This is a genomic window from Streptomyces sp. NPDC060232 (assembly GCF_042726555.1).
Classification (GTDB): Bacteria; Actinomycetota; Actinomycetes; order Streptomycetales; family Streptomycetaceae; genus Streptomyces.
In genome coordinates this window covers 45,538-67,758 of record NZ_JBHXAG010000002.1, presented here as the reverse complement: position 1 = coordinate 67,758, position 22,221 = coordinate 45,538, and the positions used below count along the sequence as shown (strand labels likewise).

The 22,221-nt window shown below is 69.9% G+C and carries 15 protein-coding genes and 1 tRNA gene; 5 read left to right on the top strand and 11 right to left on the bottom strand.

Features of this window, described 5'->3' with window-relative positions; translation table 11 throughout:
* Window positions 1-12: 12 nt before the first annotated feature.
* Entirely contained in the window at window positions 13-993 is a 981-nt protein-coding gene (nrtL, locus tag ACFWFZ_RS04370) for an ArgS-related anticodon-binding protein NrtL (RefSeq protein WP_387116467.1), read from the bottom strand.
* Window positions 994-1,263: 270 nt separating this feature from the next.
* A complete protein-coding gene (locus tag ACFWFZ_RS04365) occupies window positions 1,264-1,761 on the bottom strand; it encodes a response regulator (RefSeq protein WP_387117294.1) in 498 nt (165 codons plus the stop codon).
* Window positions 1,762-1,843: 82 nt separating this feature from the next.
* Between ACFWFZ_RS04365 and ACFWFZ_RS04360 the strand changes: the two genes are divergently transcribed.
* A tRNA-Arg gene (locus ACFWFZ_RS04360) sits at window positions 1,844-1,915 on the top strand.
* A 300-nt stretch (window positions 1,916-2,215) separates the two neighbouring features.
* Here ACFWFZ_RS04360 and ACFWFZ_RS04355 read toward each other — a convergent pair.
* The 5 genes from ACFWFZ_RS04355 to ACFWFZ_RS04335 form a co-directional block, all read right to left on the bottom strand.
* A complete protein-coding gene (locus ACFWFZ_RS04355; RefSeq protein ID WP_387116464.1) occupies window positions 2,216-3,019 on the bottom strand; it encodes a hypothetical protein in 804 nt (267 codons plus the stop codon).
* Between the two features lie 66 nt (window positions 3,020-3,085).
* A complete protein-coding gene (locus tag ACFWFZ_RS04350; protein ID WP_387116461.1) occupies window positions 3,086-5,218 on the bottom strand; it encodes a UvrD-helicase domain-containing protein in 2,133 nt (710 codons plus the stop codon).
* 20 nt (window positions 5,219-5,238) lie between these two features.
* Window positions 5,239-7,437 (bottom strand): AIPR family protein, encoded by a 2,199-nt coding sequence (locus tag ACFWFZ_RS04345; protein ID WP_387116457.1) that lies wholly within the window; start codon window positions 7,435-7,437, stop codon window positions 5,239-5,241.
* Window positions 7,438-7,510: 73 nt separating this feature from the next.
* Window positions 7,511-9,088: a protein kinase gene (locus ACFWFZ_RS04340; protein WP_387116454.1), complete on the bottom strand. Its 1,578-nt coding sequence runs from the start codon at window positions 9,086-9,088 to the stop codon at window positions 7,511-7,513.
* Window positions 9,089-9,215: 127 nt separating this feature from the next.
* Entirely contained in the window at window positions 9,216-9,716 is a 501-nt protein-coding gene (locus ACFWFZ_RS04335; RefSeq protein WP_387116452.1) for an ATP-binding protein, read from the bottom strand.
* 35 nt (window positions 9,717-9,751) lie between these two features.
* Here ACFWFZ_RS04335 and ACFWFZ_RS04330 point away from each other — a divergent pair, with 35 nt between their 5' ends.
* Window positions 9,752-10,693 carry a helix-turn-helix domain-containing protein gene (locus tag ACFWFZ_RS04330; protein WP_387117292.1) on the top strand — a complete coding sequence of 314 codons (942 nt, stop codon included), beginning with the start codon at window positions 9,752-9,754 and terminating at the stop codon, window positions 10,691-10,693.
* Entirely contained in the window at window positions 10,690-10,902 is a 213-nt protein-coding gene (locus ACFWFZ_RS04325; protein ID WP_387116449.1) for a DUF397 domain-containing protein, read from the top strand. The genes ACFWFZ_RS04330 and ACFWFZ_RS04325 overlap by 4 nt, the downstream gene beginning before the upstream one ends.
* 61 nt (window positions 10,903-10,963) lie before the next feature.
* On the opposite strand, the gene ACFWFZ_RS04320 is transcribed toward ACFWFZ_RS04325, so the two are convergent.
* The 4 genes from ACFWFZ_RS04320 to ACFWFZ_RS04305 all read right to left on the bottom strand — a co-directional run bounded on the left by ACFWFZ_RS04320 (window position 10,964) and on the right by ACFWFZ_RS04305 (window position 19,774).
* Window positions 10,964-14,161, bottom strand: coding sequence for a type I restriction endonuclease subunit R (locus ACFWFZ_RS04320; protein WP_387116446.1), 3,198 nt, complete (start codon window positions 14,159-14,161; stop codon window positions 10,964-10,966).
* A complete protein-coding gene (locus tag ACFWFZ_RS04315; protein ID WP_387116443.1) occupies window positions 14,158-15,459 on the bottom strand; it encodes a restriction endonuclease subunit S in 1,302 nt (433 codons plus the stop codon). The genes ACFWFZ_RS04320 and ACFWFZ_RS04315 overlap by 4 nt, the downstream gene beginning before the upstream one ends.
* On the bottom strand, window positions 15,456-17,450 hold the full coding sequence (locus tag ACFWFZ_RS04310) for an N-6 DNA methylase (RefSeq protein ID WP_387116440.1): 1,995 nt from the start codon (window positions 17,448-17,450) through the stop codon (window positions 15,456-15,458). Before ACFWFZ_RS04310 ends, ACFWFZ_RS04315 begins: the two co-directional genes overlap by 4 nt.
* Window positions 17,451-17,539: 89 nt before the next feature.
* The gene (locus ACFWFZ_RS04305) at window positions 17,540-19,774 is read right to left on the bottom strand and encodes an N-6 DNA methylase (protein WP_387116437.1); all 2,235 of its coding nucleotides are present in this window, start codon (window positions 19,772-19,774) and stop codon (window positions 17,540-17,542) included.
* Between the two features lie 146 nt (window positions 19,775-19,920).
* Here ACFWFZ_RS04305 and ACFWFZ_RS04300 point away from each other — a divergent pair, with 146 nt between their 5' ends.
* Window positions 19,921-21,606, top strand: a complete 1,686-nt coding sequence (locus tag ACFWFZ_RS04300; RefSeq protein WP_387116434.1) for a DUF6119 family protein — start codon at window positions 19,921-19,923, stop codon at window positions 21,604-21,606.
* A 211-nt stretch (window positions 21,607-21,817) separates the two neighbouring features.
* Complete coding sequence (locus ACFWFZ_RS04295; protein ID WP_387116431.1) at window positions 21,818-22,213, top strand: DUF6479 family protein; 396 nt, start codon at window positions 21,818-21,820, stop codon at window positions 22,211-22,213.
* The last annotated feature ends 8 nt before the right edge of the window (window positions 22,214-22,221 follow it).

Below are 22,221 nucleotides of genomic sequence, written 5' to 3'. Positions count from 1 at the left end.
TCTCTTCGCGGTTCATAGGCGTTCGGGTGCGTCCATGCCGAGCAGGGCCAGGCCGCCGGCCAGCACCGTCCCGGCGGCGTCGGCGAGTGCCAGCCGGGCGCGGTGGGCGGCCGAGGGTTTCTCGTCCCCCTGGGGCAGTACGCGGTACTGGAAGTCGAGCAGGGCGTCGGCCAGCTCGACGAGGTTCCGTACGAGCCGCTCGGGCGCACGGTGGTAGGCGGCGGCTTCGAGGACGAGGGGGTGGTCGGCGAGGAGGCGCAGCAGGGCGGGGGCGTCGTCGACGTCGCCGGGCTCCTGGTGGAAGCCCAGCTGGTCGGCGTTGCGTACGAGGGCCCGGCTGCGGGCGTGGGCGTACCGGACGCGGAAGAACTCGTTGGCCTCGCCCTGGTGCAGCAGCGCGTCGGAGAAGGAGGGGGTCTCCCGGGCGGGCACGGCGAGCATCGCCCAGCAGGCGGCGTCGGCGCCGTAGCGGGCGACGACGTCGCCGTCGCGCCGGGCGACGGGGGCGACGGCCAGGGGGCCGGGCAGGTCTCGCTCGGTGCCGCCCTGGGCTGTCACGAGCCGCAGGACACTGCGCCGCACGACGCGCTCGCGCAGCCCGAGCCCGCTTTCGTCGGCGGGAACGACATGGGCCGCGCCCCCGCGGACGTCCCGGATGACGATGTCGCGAATGATCGCGTCGGTGATGACCGCGGGCGCGGAAGGGGCGGGCAGTACGAAGTTGAGGAATCCGGCTCCGGTGACCTCGACGCGCTCGATGCCCGGCTCGGCGCCGAGCCGGCGGGCCAGTACGCCGGCCACGTCACGCGGCGCGCATCGGGCGGCCTTGGCGACCTGGAAGGCGACGGGGGTGGCGTAGTCCCCGACCCCGCCGGGCCGGGTCCGCTCGACGACGACCCGCTCGGGCGCGGCCGCCCCGGCGGCCAGCTCCCCGTCCGCGACGGCGCAGCGCACGGCGCGTACGACGCAACGGGAGAGGTCTGCGGGGGTCACGGGACCCAGCCTAGGGGAGACGCCCGGTCATCCCACGAAGGGTTTCGCCATGTGAACAGCGGGCGTGGGGGTGTCTCGTCGATCAGGCCGGATCAGGAAGCGGCGCATGGTGGCGTGAATCGCGAGGCGGGCGAGCCGGGCGAGCCGCGCTACCGGACGCCACAAGGCGGGCGATGTGCGCTACCGGACGCCGCGAGCCGGGCAAGGCGCGCTACCGGACGCCGCGAGCCCGACTTGATCGGCGGGAGCCCTCAGGAGCCCGGGCGGGGCTCAGCCCCTCCCCCTCCCGGCGGGAGCCCCTTTCCTCCCGTCGCGCCGGTCCTTGCGCTCGGCGAGCCGGCGCACGACGCGTACGAGCTCGGTGGGCTCGAAGGGCTTGGCGAGGAAGGCGTCGACCCCAGCCGCGATCCCGGCCTCGACCTCCAGCTGCGAACAGGCGCTGACGATGGCGACGGGCACGTCGCGCGTCCGCGGATCGGCCCGCAGCTGCGCGGCGGCCCCGAAGCCGTCCAGCCGGGGCATGACCACGTCAAGGGTGATCACGTCAGGGCACACCCGGTGCACCATGTCCAGCGCCTCGGCACCATCGCTCGCGGTCACGACCTCGAAGCCCTCCAGCTCGAGATTGACCTTGATCAGCTGCCGGATGACCTTGTTGTCGTCGACAACGAGGACCCGGCCCGAGACGCCTGGCACAACTCGAGAGTAGGTCCGCCCGGGCCCCCGCGTCCGGGTTTTTGCCACTTCCGCCCCGTGCGGGCGACCCACTCCCCCGTCCCCCACAAAACGGTTCCTGATCACCCTGCGGAAGCTGGTAGTGTTCAACCCGTCGCCGCACCACAAGCGACACGCCCCCGTAGCTCAGGGGATAGAGCAACGGCCTCCGGAGCCGTGTGCGCAGGTTCGAATCCTGCCGGGGGCACTTCGCACGAAGTGCCGTTGAGGCGCTGACCAGCAGAAATGCAGGTCAGCGCCTTTTTTACGCCAAAAGCACACGCTGTACCTGCCGTTGCGCTTGGCGCGGCACGCCTCCCCCACGATGCCGCCTTTCTCGTTTGTGAGCGGGCACGTTGTTCCCCAGGGCTACGAGCACGGGGTCGGTCACCACCCTGACCTCAGGCCCAGAGGACCTCTCCACCCTGTGCGGCGGACGCATCACTGTCATCAAGGTCTGACCAGCGCCTGGCCATACGGAAGACGAGCACGGATTCCCGAAGGCGCGTCAGCCCTGGCCCTGCACCCCCAACCATGACTCGAAGGCCATCAGCTGCTCGCCCACAGCCCCCAGCGAGTAAGGGGAGGACTCGTACTGCACGGAAAGGTTGACCTCGTAGAGCTTGTACACCGCCGGGGCGGTCTCTCCCGCCGTGGACGCCTCCTTCAGGGCCCGCGCCACCCTTTCGAGGTCCGTCCCCCGGAGGCCGTCCGTGACCTCCGGCCACACGGTCTCCGCGAGGTGATCGCAGAGCTCCATCAGAAAGCGTCCCGCCCGTACCGCACGGTCGGAGACCGCTTCCTGCCTTGCCTCGTGCAGATGGTCCGCAAGGTGGTCCTTGCGTTCGTTCTCGCTGTCCCATGAGCCGTCGTCGTAGATCTCCTTCCAGATGTTCTCGGCCCGGCCCATCGCCGCCTGGAACTCCTGGTCGAGTGCCTCCTGAGTCAGTGTGGGATGCGATGCCTTGACGTCCTTCAGGCCCTGCATGAGCACGGCTACGGACGTGGCGGGGAGAGGACGTCCGTCGCGTACCGCCGTCAACAGCGCGACCGTGTCGACGGCATGCCGAACCCGTTCGCTGTCGACCAGACCCCACAGCTCGTAGGCATACCGTTCGACGGCCGGATAGTTGTGATCGGCGATCTCTCCGTCGAGTTCCCATGAGAGATTGTGGAGCGCCTCGCAGACACTCTCGACCTCTTCCATGGCGCTTTCGATCTCCTCCTCGACCTTCTCGACGACTCGCAAGGCCTCTTGGGCCTCCGCAAGCTCACGTTCCAACCGGGCCACGCCGTCCGCGAGCTCGCCCATCTCTTCTCCTCGTGTTGTCGTGACACCGTTTGCGGCTGCCCTGGGGCGGGGCCAGTCTGTTGCTGCTCACATCCCGGCCGTGAGCAGGAAGGGGCTGGGGTCCCCCGCCCAGGACACGTACAGGCCGTCGCGGGCGCGAGTGCAGGCGACGAACAGCAGGCAGCGTTCCGCCAGCAGGTCGGCCTCGTGCTGAAGACGGTCGATGTCCACGGGCGTCACCGCCTTGGGGAACGGCACAGCGCCGTCATGGACACCGATCACCGCGACGCACCGGTACTCCAGGCCCTTGAAGGAGTGCATGGTGCCGACGCTCACCGCGTCGGCCAGCGCCGACCGGTCCGCCCGCAGTCGCTGAGCGGGGATGCCAGCCGCGGACAGGCGCTCCGCCACCTGGTCGCAGGTCCGGTTGAAGCGGGCGCTCACGCCGATGTCACCGGGTGCGATGCCGTCCTCCAGCCACCCGCGGACGCGGGTGACGAGCGCGGCCAGCTCCGCCTCCGGGGAACCGGCCGCATGGGTCTCGGGCCCGCTCCCGTGCAGGGCCGAACGGTAGCCGAGCAGGGTTTCGTGGCGGGCGTCGTCCTCAAGCTCCGCGAAGGGGCGTCCGACGAGGAGCGCGGTGGACCAGCTCAGGATCTCGTGTGTGGAGCGGTAGTTCTTGCGCATCTTCGCCGACCGCCCCGCGACTTTGATCCCGACCGCCTTCAGGGAGACCTTGCTGTCGTAGATCCGCTGGTGCGGGTCGCCCGCGATGAACAGGTCGTCCGGGCGCACCGGGGCGGCCGCGCGCAGGAGGCGCCACTGGGCGGGGTGCAGGTCCTGGGCCTCGTCGACGACGACGTGCCGGTAGCACGGCCCGGTCCGCTCCAGCAGGTCCGCGGCCTCCGTGCAGGTGCCGAGGTAGGTCCGCAGCCCGTCGGAGGCCAGCCGGGCGGTGAACTCCTCGATGGCTCCCCACACCGGCGGTCGGGCCGCCCCGGGCAGCGCGCTGCCCCGCCCTTTGCGCTCGGCGGCTTCGTACTGCTCGTACGTGCGCAGGTTCTGGGCGAGGACGACGTGTCTGTACTCCTGGGCGAGGAACTGCGGGCTCCCGGTGAAGCCCGCGGCTCGGGCGGCCTGCTGCCAGCGGGCCGGCTCCTCGTCGGCGCGCAGGGGGCGGCGCGACGTGGACAGCACCCGCCCGGCGAACGCGTCGACGGTCATGATGTCCACCCGGTCCCGGAGCGTCACGTCGTCGACGAGCTCGGCGAGGCCCGCACGCAGGGCGGCCACCAGTGCGTTGGTGTAGGTGGTGAGCAGGATGCGGTCGCCGTCACGCAGGTGGCCGAGCAGGTGGCGTACGCGGTGCAGGGCGACGACCGTCTTGCCCGTGCCAGGGCCTCCGGTGACCTGGGCCGGGCCGGAGTAGGAGGCCCGGTAGGCCACCTTGTGCTGGGAGGGGTGCAGGAAGACCCGCCATGCGGCGAAGGGCTTGTCGAGGATGTCCCGGAGCTCGTCCGATCCGGTGACCAGGGCGATGCGGGTGCGGGTGTGCCGGATCGCGGTCTCGTAGTCGGCGGGGTTCACGGGCTCCGAGCTGTCGGCGGCGGCCAGGTTGACGGCGACCACTTCGCGCCACACGTCCTCCACGGTGAAGCCGGCGGCCAGGTACTCCAGTACCTCCCGCTGATCCTGGGGGAAGAACGGCGCGAAGGCCTCCAGCTGCTCCGCACTGGTCAGGACCCGGGCCTGCCGCAGGGTCGTCCCGTCGATGCCGAGTGCCGCGAGGTCTCCGTCCGAGAACCGGGCGAAGAGCCGCTGCTCGGCGGCGGGGGCGATCCGCTCGTATGCGGGGGTGAGCTCCTCCAGTACGGCGATGTCGCGGATCTCGACGGCCCGGGTGACCGTGTTGATGCTCGCCTTCTGCTTGACGGCCCAGGCGTTGGCCTCGTCGTGCGGCAGCACGCGCAGCAGGACGTACGTGTCCCCGCTGTCGGGTGCCAGCACGACCCCTCGGGTGCCGCGGTCGATCCGGATCGTCCGGATGTGCGGGTCCCGGGCGCCTTTGAGCGACTCCAGCTTCAGGCCGGGGTCCTTGAACAGCTGGTCCAGTGTGAGCCGTTCGAACTTCTCCCAGGCGTCGAAGACCCCCTTGCGGACCGTGCCCTGGAGTTTGGGGAGCTGGGCGCAGAAGGCGATGTCGAAGGCGAGGCGGGGCATGGCGGGCTTCTCTCCCGTGGTTACTGGTCGGTCTCGTCCGTATCCTGGCGGCCCGCTTCGTCGGACTCGTCCGGCTCCTCCAGGTCGCCCAGCGTCCGCCACGCGAGATCGGCGAGGGTGTCGCCCGATGAGGTGACCCAGCGGGCCGTGCCCTGGTTGGCCACGGGGCGTTCCGCCCATGCGGCCTGCTCCCACATGAGGGTGATCAATCCGGAAGGCGAGTACTGCCTGCCGTCGGCGGCCCAGACGATGGGCTTCGTCCGGTGGTTGGTCCATGTGGCCCGGGATCGCTGCGGGTCTTCCGCCAGCCAGTCCTTGAGCGCGTCGGCTTCCGTCGGGTAGGCCGTGCTGAGGGCGAGCGGCTCACCCTCCGGCAGTACACGCTTGTCGACGAGGACCTGGACGGCGTTGGGGCGGCGACGCCTGCGGGTCGGTCGGACGCGGCGGTACGTGTCCGGTGCGGAGCCGTCCTTGCCCTCTGCCATGGCCTCCACCACCCGTTCGGAGACCTCTCGGCACCGGTCGACGTCCGCGCATACGGCTCGGATCTGCGGGCGCCGCTCGGAGAGCCCGTCGATGACCTGCATGGTGACGGGCAGCAGCCGCTCGACGATCTCCTTGGTTTCCGCCTTTGCGTCGCCGGCCCAGGTCAGCTTGGTGTCAGGCTCGTCGATCCCCTCGGTGTCGAGGAGCCGGAAGACCAGATGGGCCAGCAGGTACGTGCCGTGCTCCGTCAGCGCGGCGGCCCTGCCCTCATAGCGCTTGCGGAGGTCGAGAAGGGAGCGGCGCACCTCCCGGACCACCTGGACGGCGTTCCACAGCAGGTAGACGCCCGGCCTCGGGCGGAACAGCACGTCGTAGACCCCCTGCGGGCCGCGCTCCCACAGCGGGTCGAGGGCGAGCGCGATCCGGGCCGCGTACTGGCTGTCGGCATGGGCGCAGGCCAGAGCAACGGCAGCCTCGACCACGGTGCAGCCGGACTCCTCCGGAAGGTCGACCTCGCTGCGCTGCACCCCGTACTCCAGGCCGAGTTCCGCCCGCATCTCGTCCAGGATGTCCCCCTGTACGGGATCGAGGGCGACGAAGTCGCGGTCGCCCACGCTGTTCTGGCGGTTGGTGGCGCGCGTGGTGTCGCTGGCGAACTCCTGGGCCGCGTGCGTGACGATGATCCGTACGCCTATCTTCGCCTCGGCCGCCGCGTCCTCCTTCTGCAGCGCCTCCGCCACCGCGCGTACGGTCTGGGCGCCGTTCACCACGCTGGCGTTGTACAGCGTCAGCATCAGGGGCTTCTGGTGGGGAGCACGTGCCGACCGTTCGACCTTCTCCACACGATCGCAAAGCACGGTGATGCCGTTGTTGTAGTACCAGAAGTTGGCCGGCTCCTCGGTGAGGGTGGCGATCAGTGAGTTGTTGATGGGCGTCCGGCCCAGGGGCTTGCGGATGTTCAGGTTGAAGAGGTTCGTCCCGTGCTGCTCCGCCCAGTCGGCGACCTGCTCGGCGTCGACGACTCCCTGGTACGACTCGTACAGCGCGTCGGAGCCCATGCCGAACCAGGGGAACAGCTCGGCGGTCAGGACCACCGGCTCGGGTGCCTGGTCGGCTCGTACGGAGGCCCATACCTCCGGAGCGAGGATGATCCGGTGGCCCAGAACGTTGGCGTGGTGGTTGAACTCGTCCTCACCGTTCTTGATGACCTGCATGAAGCCGTCGTCAGGGGCGTCGGGCCGCATGAGTACGACGACCTGGGTGACGGGTACGGTCCCCTGGTCCATGACGGACTTCGCGTACTCGGCCAGCCTCCTGCCCCGCGGGTTGAACGGGGCGAAGTTCTCGTCGTCGATGAGTCTGAGGCCGGCGAGGAGTTCGAGTACGGCCTTCCGCTCGCCCTTGGCGTAGCCCTTCTCGCTCCACTTGGCCTGCACGAGGTACACGTGCGGCTTCGCTCCCTCGACCACGGCAATCGCGTCGATGCCCTGGTCGAGGTCGCCGTCGATGACGGTGGCGGCGGCTTCCTCCGGGCTGAATCCGGTGACGATCCGCACGGCCTGCGCGGCCAGGGCCCTGGAGGTCCGGCGTATCTCGAACGCCTCCCCTGTGTGCTTGGCTGCCAGGTCGCTGGTGTCCAGCAGCTCGCCGTACATCTTCTGGAGGGCGTTGCCGACCTGCCTCACCTGGGTGTTCAGGTCAGGCTTTCCGCCCTTGGGCTGCTGTGCGTTCATACTTCGTTCCCCCCTTGGCGGCACCCACCGGCTCCGCCACTTTGCCGACCACGGATCGTCTACCCGACGGACGTCAGGACTCCGGGCCGTCGAGATCCAGCCGTATGAGTGCCAGCGCCTCGGCGATCTCCGCTGTCAGCTCGCCCGCGGGCCCGTAGACGACGTTCAGGTCGCCGTGCAGCGGTTCGAGCACGAACAGGGCATCGGCCGCGCGGCCCTGGGCGAGGAGCAGCATGCCGATGTCACGGCGCAGTTCGAGGGCTTCCTCGCTGGCATCGCTGTCCACGGACCGGACGACGGCCAGCACTGATTCCAGTGCCGTGAGCGCCTCCGTCACCTGACCGAGTTCGGCGCGGCAGCGGGCGGCCTGGGCACGGCAGGCGCGGGCCCGCGCGCTCGTGGGTCCCGCGATGCGCCCGTACGCGTCGGCGAGCGCGTTGAACTCGGGCAGGGCGGCACGGTAGTCCCCGCCCAGCAGCCGGATGGCCGCTCGCTGGGTGCGCAGGTCGAGCACCTGCCGGTTGTCGGTGCCGAGGGCGCGGGCGGCCGGTTCGATGACCTCGCTCAGCACCTCCGCGGCCTGCGCGAACCGCTCCTCTTCCAGGAGGGCGTCGGAGTGCGCGTACGCCTCCTTGATGTCCGCCCTGAGTCCGTCCGGTACGGGGACGGGTGCGGGGGCCGCCTCCCCGGAAGGCGCTTGGGCGGCCACGGGCCGGGGGCGGGAGCGGGGCGCGTACGGGTGGCGGAACAGCCCGGTCGGGTCCGGCGCTCCGGCCGGGCCGCTCTCGCCGGGCGCCGGTTCCTGGCCGGCCTGCGGGAGGAAGGGCCGCAGCCGCTCGTACACCTCCTGGACGTCGGCGGGCCTCGCCTCGGGCGCCTTGCGGAGCAGGTGCACGACGAGTTCTTCCAGGGCGCCCGGGACCTCGGGGCGCAGCTGCCGGAGCGGGGTGGGGGCGGCGCTGACGTGCTGGTACATGAGCGCGAACTCGCTGTCCGCCTGGAACAGGGCGCGCCCGCAGAGCAGTTCGTGCAGGACGCAGCCGAGCGCGTAGAGGTCCGTCTGCGGGGTGACACGTCCGCCGCGGACCTGCTCGGGTGCCATGTACTGGGACGTCCCGATCGGGCTCCCGGTCGCGGTCAGCTTGGTGGCGTCGGTGCGCAGGATGGCCGCGATGCCGAAGTCCAGGACCTTCACGGTCCCGTCGCGGGCGACGAGGACGTTGCCCGGCTTGAGGTCCCGGTGGATCACCGGGACCTCGTGGGCGTGCGAGAGCACGGTGGCCACCTGAGCGGCCACGGCCACGGCCCAGCTCACCGGCAGCGGCCGGGCCGGGTCCACGTAGGCGGACAGCGGGACGCCCTCGACCAGTTCCATGACGAGGAACAGTCGCTCGTGGGTGTCGTCGAGGACGGCGTCGTAGACCTGCGGCACGCCGGGGTGCTGGATTCGGGCCGTGATCCGGGCCTCGCGCCGGAACCGCTTGGCCAGCTCGTCCGCCATCTGCGGCGAGGTGACGGCCTGGGGGCGGATGAGCTTCACGGCGACGGGCCGGTCGAGTACGGCGTCGTAGCCGCGCCAGACGTCGCCCATGCCGCCGTGGCTGATCTCCTCCAGGAGTTCGTAACGTCCGGCGATCACCTGCTGCGGCACCGTGCCCCCGCCCCGTCGTGTTTCTGTCGCCGACGTGCGTACCGAGGTGGTGTCGGCCGGCCCGACATGTCGGGACCAGTGTGGTGGGGGTGGCGATCTTCCGTCCAGGGAAGGGCGGGAAGGTCTGTCACATATGGCCGAGAACCACCCTTGCGTCGTGACTCTGCCGGTCGCACTCGGCCCACACGATCTTGCCGGGCGCCCCGCCGGGGCGCGGGCCCCAGCCCCAGCGGTCGGCGAGCGCGGCGAGGAGGAGCAGGCCGCGCCCCTCGGTACGGTCCGGGCCGGGGAGGTGTGGTGCGGGCTCGGGTGTCCGCTCGCCGCGGGTGTCGGTCACCTCGATCCGCGCGGGAGCGAGGGGCTGCGCGGGGACGGTGAGCCGTACGTGGAAGTCGCGGCCGGGTACGCAGCCGTGCTGGACGGCGTTCGCGCTGAGCTCGGCCACGAGCAGGGCGATCACGTCGTGTGTCTCGGTGCCGTACGGGATCCCCCAGGCGTGCAGCCGTTCCGCGCACAGCCGACGGGCGAGGCGGGCGCCGCGGGGCGTGGAGGTGAACCGCATCTCGAAGTGGTGGGTGGGCATGTCGGGTTGGGTGGGGGTGGCGGTGTTGGCGGGGTTGCTCGTCATGGCTCTACGGTGGGCCGTGGTGGCGTAGCGTGACCATGGGTGACGCGCCGTCGCGTTCCGCTTGTACGCGGGCGGGCGGTGCGGTGTACGTGCGCGGAAGGGTGGCGGCGGTGCGGGACGATGACGCGGGAGCGGTATCGGAGGGGGTCGAGGCCGTTGGCCATCGGCCGGAGGACGAGCCGGGACAGGGGTTGGCGGCGGCCTTCGGACGCCAACTGAAGCTGTTCCGGACACGGGCGGGCCTGGAGCGGGCGGGGTTCGGCAAGCTGGTGGGGTACGCGGCGCAGTCGATCGCCTCGTTTGAGCAGGGGCGGCGCATCCCGCCGCCGAGGTTCATCGACCAGGCGGACGAGGTGCTGGACGCGGGGGGCGTGCTGAAGGCCCTGAAGGAAGAGATGGCACGGGCGCAGTATCCGGCGTTCTTCCGGGACATGGCGCGCCTGGAGGCGGAGGCGGTTGAGCTCTGTGCCTACGACACGCTGGTGGTCAACGGGCTTCTACAGACGGAGGAGTACACGCGGGCTGTACTGGCCATGCGGCGGCCCTTGCTGGATGAGGCAACCATTGAAACGCGGGTGGCGGCTCGGCTGGCCCGCCATGAGATCTTCAACCGATGGCCGGCTCCCCTGTTGAGCTTCGTGCTAGAGGAATCGGCCCTTCGCCGTCCACATGGCGGCAGGGCGGTCCTGCGTGGCCAGTTGGAACATCTGCTGCTCATCGGCCAGAAGCGTAATGTCGAGATCCAGGTCATGCCGCTGGACCGCGAGGACAACGCCGGTGTGGATGGCCCCTTCACCGTGATCACCCGCAAGGCCGGGCAGCAACTGGTGTACATGGAAGTCCAGGGACGAAGCAGCCTGCTGACGGACCGAGAGGAGACCCATATGGCCGCAGCCCGCTATGGGATCATTCGGAGCCAGGCTCTCACTCCGCGAGAGACCATGGGATTCATCGAGAAGTTGCTGGGAGAGCTATGAGCAACGCAGTTACCTCACCTGTGCAGCCGGGACTCGCTTGGTTCAGGAGCAGCTACAGCGGTGCAGAGGGCGGTCAGTGTGTCGAGGTGGCCGCCACCCCCGGCACCGTGCACGTCCGCGACTCCAAGCGACTCGGCGGGCCCGTGATGACCGTAGGCCCCGACGCCTGGGCCGGGTTCGTGGAGCTGGCGGCCGACCACACGGCCTGAAACGGCGCGGTGCCCTCGTACACCGGTGAGGTGTACGAGGGCACCGACACGTACCAAGGGGCTACGCGGCGTCGTCCACGCCCTCCTCGCGGCGGATCATCCGCCACGCGGCACGGCGGGCGCTGCGGTCGAGGCTGGACTTGAAGTTCCGGTCGGCGCCGAAGTACTGGCGGCCGAGGCCGGCGATGGAGTCGACGTGGTCGGCCATCTTGTCCGCGAAGACCTTGTCGAAGACCTTGCCGAAGTTGTCCTCGTCGTTGACGACGGCCGCCGCCCGGACCTTCGCGTCGGCCTTGGCCTCCTCGAAGGGCCGAATGACGTCCTGCTCGGTGAAGTCCGTGCCGAACTTGGCGTTGAACTTCTCGATCAGCTCGGACAGAAGGGACTTCTCGGCCTCCTTGGCGCCGCCCGGTCCCTCGCCGAAGCCCGGCATCGTCGCGGGCCCTTCCGGGCTCAGGGAGACGTCGTGCTCGCCCGTCTTCTGCACACGCAGGTGGCTGAGGTCCACATCGCCGATGTCCACGCCACCGTCCGTGCGCCCGCGCAGGCGGGTGAGGAGGTAGCGCCCGTAGAGGTGGAGGCGCTCCAGGTCGGGATCGTGGTAGGGCACGATCTGGGCAAGGAAGCCGTACTTGCGTACGTAGTCGATGAGGTCGGCGCGGAAGTCCTCGGCCGTCTTGACCTCGTCCTCGTCCTCGTCGTTGTCGCGCAGGGCCTCGTAGCGGGTGACGGCCGGGGACAGCCGCCGGTAGAGCTCGGCGTGCAGCTTCTCCCACTTGGCCTGCGAGCCGGCGGCCTTCTCCTTCGCCTCGAACCAGGCGGCGGCGAACTCGTCCATCTCCGCCTCGGAGATGATCGGCGCGGACATGACCCGGCTCTGAGCGGTGTAGAGCAGGTTGGGGTCCGAGGGAAGGGTGTTCGCCTCCTCGAAGTAGGGGCGGAACGCGTCCTTGATGTCCTCGGCCTCGTTGGTGAAGTCCAGGACGGCGAGGTCGGCCTGCGCCTTGCGTTCGGCGGTGCGGTTCAGACGGGAGAGGGTCTGGACTGCCGCGATGCCGGTCAGCGTCTTGTTGACGTACATGGTCGTCAACAGGGGCTGGTCGAAGCCGGTCTGGTACTTCTCGGCGACGACCAGGATCCGGTACTCCTGCTGCCCCTTCGCTCCGGCCTTGACCGCCTTGTCGTCGGCGCGCGTGTAGCCGAAGGCCTTGGGCAATGCGGTCTCGGAGAGGCCGCCGTTCTCCTTCGGCTCGGTGGTCTCCTCGCCGTCGATGGTGAGGGAGCCGGAGAAGGCCACCAGGACGCCCATGTCCGGGTACCTGGTGTGGTAGTCGCGGTCCTTGATGTAGCTCTTGATGGCGCGGGCCATCTGGACGGCGGAGTGCCGGGAGGCGGTCACGACCATGGACTTGGCACGCCCGCCGAGCCGGCCCCGGGTGTGGGCGACGAAGTGTTCGACGATCACCTGCGCGTGCTGGGAGACGGTGGAATCGTGGGTCAGTACGTACCGGGCGAGGAGCGAGTTGGCCTTGGCGGGGTCGACCTCGCGCTCGTCGTGGTTCTGGTTCACCAGCTTCCAGTACGTGTTGTACGTGACGTAGTTCCGCAGCGGGTCGAGGATGAACCCTTCCTCGATGGCCTGGCGCATGGAGTACGTGTGGAAGGGGCGATAGGCGGCCTTGCCGTTCACCTGGTCCGGAGTCCCGAACAGTTCGAGGGTCTTGGACTTGGGGGTGGCGGTGAAGGCGAAGTAGGAGAGGTTGGCGGCCCGGGAGCGTTCGAGCGCCTTCTTCTTCAGCTTGTCGGTGACGGTGACGGTGGTCGCGCCGGCGTCGTCGGAGTCGGAGTCGAGGCCGAGTTCCCGGAGGGCGGCCCGGACGGAGGTCGCGGCGTCGCCGGACTGGGAGGAGTGGGCCTCGTCGATGACGATCGCGAAGGTGGTGCCCTTGATCTCGGTCGGGTTGCGCTTGAGGTAGTCCAGGAGCGCGGGGAACGAGTGCAGGGTGACCGTGACGATCTTGCCGGTGTCGCGGGAGAGGGCGCGGGCGAGCTGCTCGCTCTTGGCGCCGTGCTTCTCGTCGATCTTGACGACCAGGCCGTCGGTCTGGGAGAAGCTGCCGACCGTCTCGCGAAGCTGGGCGTCCAGGTTCCGGCGGTCGGTGATGACGATGACCTTGTCGAAGACGGGCGCCCCGGGCTTGATGAAGCCGGCGGACAGGGCCTCGGTGTTCAGCGTGCGGGGGTCGTTGTCCGCGTGCAGGTCGGAGAGGCGGTGAACGAGCCATCCGATGGTGTTGGACTTGCCGGAGCCGGCCGAGGCCATGATCAGGTAGTTCTGACCGGCGCCGTGGGTGGCGGCGTGGGCGGTCAGCTTCTTGACGACGTCCCACTGGTGGTAGCGAGGGAAGATCGTGGTACGGGTGGTGCTGCCGCCGGGGGTCTTTGACTTCGGCTTGGTCTGGTGGACGAAGCGCTGGAGGAGATCGAGCCAGTTGTCCCGCTCCCAGACCTGCTCCCAAAGGTAGGAGGTCGAGTACTGGCCGAAGGCCGTGGGGGGCGGGTTCCCGGCGCCGCCGGGGCGGCCGGGGCCTTCGGAGCCGGTGTTGAAGGGAAGGAAGCGGGTGTTCTTGCCCTTGAGCGCGGTCGCGACGAAGACCAGGTCGGGGTCTACGGCGAAGTTCGCGATGACCCGGCGGGTGAAGATCAGCTCGGTGGGGTCGCGGTCGGTCCGGTACTGCTCCTTGGCGTGCTCGACGCCCTGGCCGGTGAGCGGGTTCTTGAGCTCGGCGGTGGCGACCGGGATGCCGTTCAGAAACAGGGTCAGGTCGAGGCGGTTGTTCCAGTCCAGCTGCTTCGTTGCGTACGGCAGCTCGCGGACGACGGTGAGGCTGTTGGCGCGGTAGCCGTCGAGGGCGGAGGGGTCGGCGACCAGGTTTGGCTTGAAGTAGGCCACGCGGAGGAGTACGCCGCGGTCCTTGACGCCATTGCGGAGGACGTGGAGCAGGCCGTCGTTGGCGATGGCCTGGTCGAGGCGACGGGCGAAGCCGCGCTGGGCCTCGTTGGGGTCGCCGTAGACGGTGCGCAGCTCGTGCCACTCCTGGGCCTGGGTCTTGCGGATGAACTCGAAGAGTTCGTCGGGGTCCAGGCCGAGGTCGGGCTGATAGCCGGCGGAACTGACCTCGCGCCAGCCGCGCTCGATCATAGCGGCGACTATGCCGTCGCCGAACGCGGACTCGTGGTGGACGGCGCCGGGGCTCATGCGGTGATTCCCTCCGTGACGTTGCGTCCGCTGGCGGCGGACACGTCGAACTGACCGGTTACAGCTGCGGTGATGAGGGCTTTCCGGCGCTCGGCAAGGAGAGCGAGCTGCCGCTCGATGCGTGGTCGCAGGTTGTCCAGAACTGCCCGGCCGTTCGCAACCCGTGCCACGAAATCGGCTTGCGCACCAAGTCCGACGGCAGGGATCGGCCACGCCTTGACCTCTTCGAACCGAATGTTCGCCATCGACTGGGAAGCGCCGTTCGAACTAGCCGCACACAGGGCGCGGATCCGACGCCCCCGCGCAACGGTCGCCACGAAGTCGGCCGTCAGCCTGCCATCCAAGCGGACACGAAAAATCTTGTCCGAAAGAAGCAGCCTCCCTCTAACCTTAGGAACAACAGCCGTCGAACCGACCAACTGTGGAGTATTCGCCCGAACAACGAGCAAATCTCCATCTCGCACCTCACTGGCCGGATCGGGTTTGATTCCCACAGGGAGCCTCTTGTTTTCGGTGGGAATGAAGACGCCGGGCCTCAGGCAGCTCACCTTGAGGACCCCCCACTCACCGTCGGCAGCCGGCACCGCATCGCATTGAGGACTGGCGCCTTGGTCAACTCCCAGGAGGAAACGGCGAAGCGGCACAACACCATGACGCTCCACAAGAACGTCAATACCCAAATCAAGCTGGGCGGCTTCCCGCTCGTCAAGCGTTCGGAGGGCGCTGCGCTGCAGGGCGCTGAGTCTATCGATGCGGGCGGTCTCAGCATCGAGGAAGTCGGCAATGCGGCGCTGCTCCTCCAGTTCCGGAAGCGGCACAGGTGCGTCACCCAAGCGATCCCGATTTAGTTCGATCTGGTTGGTCGCCCCAACCACGAGTGCCGCATACACGAACTCCTGGAAGGGGCGTGAGCTCAGCCAGTAGTACATGAAGCGGGAATCCAATTCGCCCTGCTTCGAACGCGCGACAGTGACGTGACTGTCGGCCATGCAAGGGAGGCCGTCCGGCGACTGCGTAAAGTAGCCGACTCGACCGAGCGTGCCGGTCCCCGTTGAGTTGATGAGAACGTCATCAGACCACAGAAACCCCTTGAGCTTCCTCGGGTCACCGCTGAACTCATGGAAGCGGGTTCGCGTCCAGTCGAGGCCGGTGGCCTGGTTCGCAGCCTGGCTGATGGCCCGCACCGCGCCCTCATACACGTATGTCGGGGCCGAACCACGGTTTAGATACGTGGTGACGTGCTTGAGCGGTGCCGAGGACCACTCGCCTGGCAGCGAGATGCCGAGCACTGAGCTCATTCGGTCACCTCCCCCAACAGCTCCTGAATCTCGGCCTCCAGAGCCTTAAGCTCCGCGTCGATCTCCGCCAGCGGCCTCGGCGGTTCGTACACATAAAAGTGCCGGGTGAACGGGATCTCGTAGCCGATCTTCGTCTTCGTGTGGTCGATCCACGCGTCCGGGACGTGCGGGTGGACCTCGCGCTTCAGGTACTCCTCGACGTCCTCGCCCAGCGGGACGTTCTCGTAGTCCCGCAGCTCCGTGTCCGGTTCCGGCTCGCCCTTGACCTTCTGCACCTCGCCCTCCGGGTCGCGGACGCCCACTGCCTCCCGCAGTGCCTTCGCGAAGGGCGCGCCCGTCGGCCACAGCAGGCCAGCCGCGACCACCGCGTCCTTCAGAGCCACCAGCGCCTCGGACTTGGTCAGCCACGACGAACCCAGCAGCGTACGGACAGCGGCCAAGAACGCCTCCGCCTCCGCCAGCTTCTGGACCGGCTTCGCCGCCGCCAGGGCCGTCAGCGTCTCCTCCGTGACCTCGAAGCGGAGCTTCAGCGGGCGTTCGACCGTGATGCGCTGGTAGCCGAAAGCTTCGTTGTCGAAGACCTTGACCTTGGCGTGGAGCTCGTGGTTCGGGTCCGCCGCGGCCTGGATGGCCTCCGCGTACAGGCGGGTCACGTCCGCGATGTGCTGCTTGCCCAGTTCCTTGCGCTTGTCGCCGAGTGACTTACGCATCTTCTGGAACTGGTCGCGCGCGTCCAGCAGGACGACCTTGCCCTTGTGGTCCGGAGACTTGCGGTTGGTGAGGATCCAGAAGTACGTCGAGATGCCGGTGTTGTAGAAGAGCTGGTCCGGGAGAGCGACGATCGCCTCCAACCAGTCGTTCTCCAGGATCCAGCGGCGGATCTCGGACTCGCCCGAGCCGGCCGCGCCGGTGAAGAGCGGGGAGCCGTTGAAGACGATGGCGATGCGGGAGCCGCCACCGCCCTTGACGTCCACCGGCTTCATCATCGAGATCATGTGCTGGAGGAAGAGAAGCGAGCCGTCGTTGATGCGCGGCAGGCCGGCGGCGAAGCGGCCGGCCTCGCCCATGTGCTTGTGCTCGTACTCGACCTCGTCCTTGACCTTCTTCCACTCCACGCCGAACGGCGGGTTGGCCAGAAGGTAGTCGAACCTCTCCCTCCGGTGGGCGGGGTCGCTGAAGGAGTTGCCGAACGCGATGTGTTCCGGGTCCTGCCCCTTGATCATCAGGTCGGACCGGCAGATGGCCCAGGACTCGGGGTTGAGCTCCTGGCCGTAGACCTCCACCGTGGCGTCCGGGTTCAGGGCCCTGATGTGGTCCTCGGCGGCCGACAGCATGCCGCCGGTACCGCATGCCGGGTCCATGACCGTGCGGACCGCGCCCGGCACCGTCAGAGCGTCGCCATCGGGCGCGATCAGGAGGTTGACCATCAGCTTGATGACCTCGCGGGGGGTGAAGTGCTCGCCCGCCGTCTCGTTGGACTGCTCCGCGAAGCGGCGGATCAGCTCCTCGAAGATGTAGCCCATGTTGTGGTTGGAGACGACATCGGGGTGCAGGTCCAGGTCGGTGAACTTGCCGATGACCTGGTAGAGCAGGTCGGCACTCGCGAGCCGCTTGATCTGCTGGGCGAACTCGTACTTGTCGAGGACCTCGCGGGCGTTGTCCGAGAAGGCGGCGACGTAGATCTGGAGGTTCTTCGCCGCACTCTGCGGGTCCCCGGCGATCTTCTTCAGGGTCAGGTCGCTCTTGTTGTAGAACGAGTGGCCCGAGGCCTTGCGCAGCCAGTAGTCCGGGTCGATGTCCTCCTGGTCCTTGTACTGGGCAGCGGTCTCCGCGACCTTCTCCCGGGTCGGCTCCAGGACGCATTCCAGCCGGCGCAGCACCGTGAACGGCAGGATGACCTTGCCGTAGTCGGACTGCTTGTAGTCGCCGCGCAGGAGGTCGGCGACGGACCAGGCGTGGTTCGCCAGTTCCGTGTGCTTACTGCTGTTCAAGGGGTTCCCCGGTTTCCTTCCGGACCGTCCCGCCCAAGGGAAGCGGGTGCGGACAAGTGTGGTGGATGGTCGAGAAGTACACGTGTGGTTCAGGCCGGTTCGGTATCGGCCGAGGCCCCAGCCGGGGCCGTGGCCGTGGCCGTGGCCGTGGCCGTGGCCGTGGCCGTGGCCGTGGCCGTGGCCGTGGCCGGCAGGAGCGCGCCGCCCGTGAGGCCGCCCGTCAGCAGGGCCGCCGTCTCCTCCGCGAGGCGCGCGGCCTGCCGTGCCCGCGCGCGGAGTACGTGGACGTGCCGGAAGGCCTCGCCGTAGCGGCGCTGCTCGTCGAGCGGCAGCAGCGGGACGCGTAGCCGGCCCGGTGCCACGTGCAGGACGGTGCTGCCGGTGGAGGCCCCCGCGATGTTCTCCGCCGAGCCGACGAATCCGGCCAGGAACCAGGAGTCCAGGCGGGCCGGGTCCGGGCGCAGGAGATGGACCTGGGGGCCGAGGAGAGCGCCCGCGTCCCCCTCGTCCGCCACTCGGGCCATCGGCCCGGTGCCGCCCGCGATCGCCCGTACCAGGACGTCGCCGACGGCGATCACGGGCGCGTGAGCCGCCGAACGGAGTTCCGCCGGGTCGCCGGTCGGGCCCGTCCCGCGCGCGATGTCCGCTCCGGTGAGCACCGGCGCCGCCGGTGCGGAGGCAGCCCCCTCCGGCTCCGGTTCGGGGCCCTTGGCGTCCGGGACGGTACGGAGCAGGGTCAGCGCCCCGCCCCGGGCGAGGTCGGAGGCGGTGGCCGTACGCCATTCCCGGGCCGAGCCGCCTGGTTCGGGTGGGGTCCAGGCGGTGAGGTCCGCCGCGTCGAGGAGGGAGCGGGCGGCCTCGGTCAGCTCGCGGCGGCCGGTCTCCGTGCGCGTGGACAACTCGGCGGGGTCGACGTCCGTGTGGGAGATACGGACCTGGCGGGCGGGCGTGAGGTCGACGAGCTCGTCGAGGAGGTCCACGACCGGCACCGCACGTGCGGCGCCGGGCTCGGCCGCGAAGCGGTCCGGGTCGGCGATGAAAGCGTCCCAGTGGGCGAGCGTCCGGGCCGTCAGACCGGCCCAGTCGATCGCGGCACGGGAAGAGCCCGCACGCGACGAGCCCGCCGCCTCTCCCCCGGCACCCGGCCCGGGCGACCCTGCCATGTCGACGAACAGCACCGACTTCCGCTCCGGGCCGCCCGGCTCGGGCCGTTGCAGTACCCACAGCTGCAGGCCCACGTGCAGTGGCGGTGCGGCCCCGGCCGGGAGAGCCAGTACGGCCCGCACGGCGCCGCCGCGCACCAGCTCCGCCCGCACCCGGCGCCCGGAGGGGCGGGAGGCGGTGGCGGGCGGCAGGATCAGCACGGCCCAGCCGCCCGGCGCGAGGTGGGCGAGGCAGTGCTGCACCCAGGCGAGCTCGGATTCGGACCGGCCCGGTACGCCGTACGCCCAGCGCGGGTCGTAGGCGAGCTCGTCGTGGCCCCAGTCGCGGTCTCCGTACGGCGGGTTGCAGACCACCGCGTCCGCCGTCAGGCCGTCGAAGGCGTCCGCGCGCAGGCTGTCCCCGATGCGTACGGTGACCTCGGCCCATGGCGCCGCGAGGCTGAGCCCGACCGCGGCGCGCTGGGCCTGTACGGGTACGGAGTCCTGGCCGAGGAGAGTGGTGGCGCCGCGCCCGGCGGCGGCCGCGAGCAGCGCGCCGCTGCCGCAGGCCGGGTCCAGGACCCGCGCGACCCCCGCCGGGAGGAGCTCCGCGACCAGCCGCGTCAAGGGTTCGGGAGTTCCGTAGACGCCGGTCGCGGCGCTGTCCTCCAGTTCCCTTTCCGCGAGCACCGCGAGCGCGGCCGGGCCGCCCTCCTCGCGTACGCAGCGAAGGATCGCGCGCAATGTGGGGCCGTCGGATGCGGAGAACGGAGGGCTCACGGGCGTCGGCCCGGGGAGCGAGGCCAGGAGCTCGGCCACCTCTTCGGCGGCGCGGGCGACGAGTTCGGCGTCCGTGAGGTCGGCGAGCGCCGCCGTCTCGTCCGGGGAGCGGCGGGCGAGCGTGAGGACGAAGCCGATGCGGCCGGTCGTCCTGTCCGGGTCGGAGGCCTGGAAGCGGACCGCGGTGCGCAGCTCCTCCCGGGGGTCGGCGACCTGCGTGTGACCGCGCGAGCCGAGCCACGCCTGGACCGCTCCGAGGTCGTAGAGCGGACTGGTGTCGGTGCCGCCGGACGGATGGGGGAAGTCGGCGTGCCGTCGGCGCCAGTTGCTGACGGTGGCCCGGGTGACGCCGGCGATGCGGGAGATCTCCGCGGCTGTCACGTGGGCTGTTGTCTCGGGCATGACCGGGCGGCACCTCTCCTCTGGGCTGGCAGTTCACACCCTACACCACAACCCGAGCGTGAATTCATGTTTGACAGTGCTTTCACGAGAGCATCTACTGGGTGCCGTTAGCGCCACCCCCCCGCCTCACCACCCCGGGAGTCCCCATGCCGCTCGGCCCGACCCTCACCCACAGCCCGGCCGCCGTCCCCAGGACCCGGCGCAGCACTCTCTACCTGCTCCGGGACACGGGCCCGTCCCCCGCGGACCTGCGGGCAGCACTCAACGCCAGGTATGAGCACGATCACTCCTTCGCCGTCGAGGACGTGACGGTCGGGGACGCCCCCGCACTCCTCTGCCACGGTGTGATCGGCCACCACCGGCCGCCCGACTGGACCTCCGCCGTGCACGCCCTCACCGGGCGGAAGCCGCCCGTGGAGAACCGCACCTCGGCGTGCGTCCTGCTCCTCCCCGTCGCCGACGACGTCTTCGCCCTCACTTTCGGCATGGGGCACCTGCTGCTCGACCAGAGCAGGATCTCCCCCGGCTTCGGCTTCGACTTCGTCCTGCGCGCGGCGCAGCCCGACGCCATCCGCCAGGTCACGCACAGCCTGATGGACGCCAGAGGCCGCACGGACCGGAGCTCGGCAGCCCAGGGCCAGCACATCCGCGCGTTCCCCATCGAGGAGTACGGAGAGGTGGTGAGCCGGCTGGTCGGCTCCCTGAGCTCGACGGAACTCACGATCGGGAAGCACAGCCGGCGAACGGCTCAGGTGGCCGGTACGGACGCCCTGAAGATCCATCTCGGTGCGCAGCCCGAGGACCTGCTGCCCGACCTCGCACAGATCCGGGCGATCCTCGCCCGCCGCTCTCCCGCACCGGAGTTCGAGGCCATCGCCCGCGTTCGGCCGCTCAAGAGCGGAGACCCGCGACGCAGCGACCTGGAGGACCGTCTCGACGATCTGCTGGGCGCCTCGGCGGACACCGGATCGCTGGCCCTGGCCGTCCCCGCCGCCTGCCTCGACCAGGAGGACGCCGCACTCTCCTACCAGGTGAAGGTCGGACCCGTCCGCCGCCTCATGCCGTCTCCGGCGATCGGCGACATTCTGGAGCTGCTCGACGGCATCCCGCCCGGCAGGCGCCTGGCAGCCCTCAGGGCGGGCTACATACAGATGCACCGGGACGAGGAGGGCACCGATCCGGTGAGCGCCCAGGTGAAGGCCCACAAGTGGATCACGGCCGAGATTCCGCTCGGCGCCAGCCGCTACTTCCATCACGAGGGGCGCTGGTTCGAGATCGGGGACCAGTACCTGGAGGGCATCCGGAGCGAGGTCGACGCCCTGCTCACCGCACCGGCCGGCTGTCCGCTGCCGGCCTGGACGACCGACCTCGCGACGGAGGAGGAATACAACCTGGAGGCAGCGAAGCACGGTTATCTCTGCCTGGACCGTCGGCTGATCAGGACCGCCCTGCATCCTCACGGTTTCGAGGCGGCGGACCTGCTCGCCGAGGACGGGACCCTGATCCACGTGAAGAGGGCCGCCTCCTCGGCGCCGCTGAGCCACCTCTTCGCCCAGGGCAGGATCTCCGCCGACGCCCTGCGCTACGACGCGGAGGCGCGCGCCGAGTTCGCCCGGCGTGTGCGGGAACGGCACCCGGGACACCCGGTCGGTGACGAGTTCACCCCGAGGAAGGTCGTCTACGCCATCTCGCTCAAGAGCGGCAAGGCTCTGACGACGCAGAACCTGTTCACCTTCGCCCAGGTGTCCCTGCTCCAGGCGGCCCGCGCCCTGCGCGCGCAGGGCATCGACGTGGCGGTGGTCGGTATTCCGTCCCTGGCCACCAGCGCCTGAGCCGCCCCCGTGACGCCCGCGCCCTCGCACCGGGCGTGCACCCGCGTGACGGGTGGGGCACGCCCCGGGGGCGCGGGGCGCGCAAGGCGGGTGCGCTTCGGGACGGCGACGGACCGGTCAACGTCCGGAACGGCACCGTGGCAGGGGTTCGCGCACCGGAATCCGCTCCCCCAACAGGCGCGATTTGATGGGTCATGTAGAAAATGTCCCTATGGACATGATCCTGAGCGTGGACCCGGTCGCCTGGGACATCGTGTGGTTCCTCGTCGTCGGCATCCTCGTCGCCGGCATGCTGCTCGGCGGCTTCAAGCTGGGCCAGCGGGTCCGGGCCAAGGAACCGCCGCCCCCCGCCGCCGAGGAGCAGCCCCATCTGCCGGAGGGCGGAGCGGTCTACGAGGTCCGCGAGGAGCGGGACCAGGTGGAGATCCCCGAGGGCGGGCTGAGACCGCACGAGATGCAGGGCTACGGGAACTTCGGCTCCACCACCTCCAGCCACCCGGATGAGGTGCGCAAGGAGCGCGAGTCCGGATACGAGCTGCCCGAAGGGCCCGGTCCGCACCCGCAGCCCGGGGCTCCCCCCGACGCCGGACGCGGGGCGCACGCCTGACACGGCCA

Excerpts from the sequence above, each read along its gene's own strand:
- ACFWFZ_RS04355 (WP_387116464.1), bottom strand. The coding sequence starts at position 3,019 with ATGGGCGAGCTCGCGGACGGCGTGGCCCGGTTGGAACGTGAGCTTGCG.
- ACFWFZ_RS04350 (WP_387116461.1), bottom strand. The coding sequence starts at position 5,218 with ATGCCCCGCCTCGCCTTCGACATCGCCTTCTGCGCCCAGCTCCCCAAA.
- ACFWFZ_RS04345 (WP_387116457.1), bottom strand. The coding sequence starts at position 7,437 with ATGAACGCACAGCAGCCCAAGGGCGGAAAGCCTGACCTGAACACCCAG.
- ACFWFZ_RS04335 (WP_387116452.1), bottom strand. The coding sequence starts at position 9,716 with ATGACGAGCAACCCCGCCAACACCGCCACCCCCACCCAACCCGACATG.
- ACFWFZ_RS04330 (WP_387117292.1), top strand. The coding sequence starts at position 9,752 with ATGGGTGACGCGCCGTCGCGTTCCGCTTGTACGCGGGCGGGCGGTGCG.
- ACFWFZ_RS04325 (WP_387116449.1), top strand. The coding sequence starts at position 10,690 with ATGAGCAACGCAGTTACCTCACCTGTGCAGCCGGGACTCGCTTGGTTC.
- ACFWFZ_RS04320 (WP_387116446.1), bottom strand. The coding sequence starts at position 14,161 with ATGAGCCCCGGCGCCGTCCACCACGAGTCCGCGTTCGGCGACGGCATA.
- ACFWFZ_RS04315 (WP_387116443.1), bottom strand. The coding sequence starts at position 15,459 with ATGAGCTCAGTGCTCGGCATCTCGCTGCCAGGCGAGTGGTCCTCGGCA.
- ACFWFZ_RS04305 (WP_387116437.1), bottom strand. The coding sequence starts at position 19,774 with ATGCCCGAGACAACAGCCCACGTGACAGCCGCGGAGATCTCCCGCATC.
- ACFWFZ_RS04300 (WP_387116434.1), top strand. The coding sequence starts at position 19,921 with ATGCCGCTCGGCCCGACCCTCACCCACAGCCCGGCCGCCGTCCCCAGG.
- ACFWFZ_RS04295 (WP_387116431.1), top strand. The coding sequence starts at position 21,818 with ATGGACATGATCCTGAGCGTGGACCCGGTCGCCTGGGACATCGTGTGG.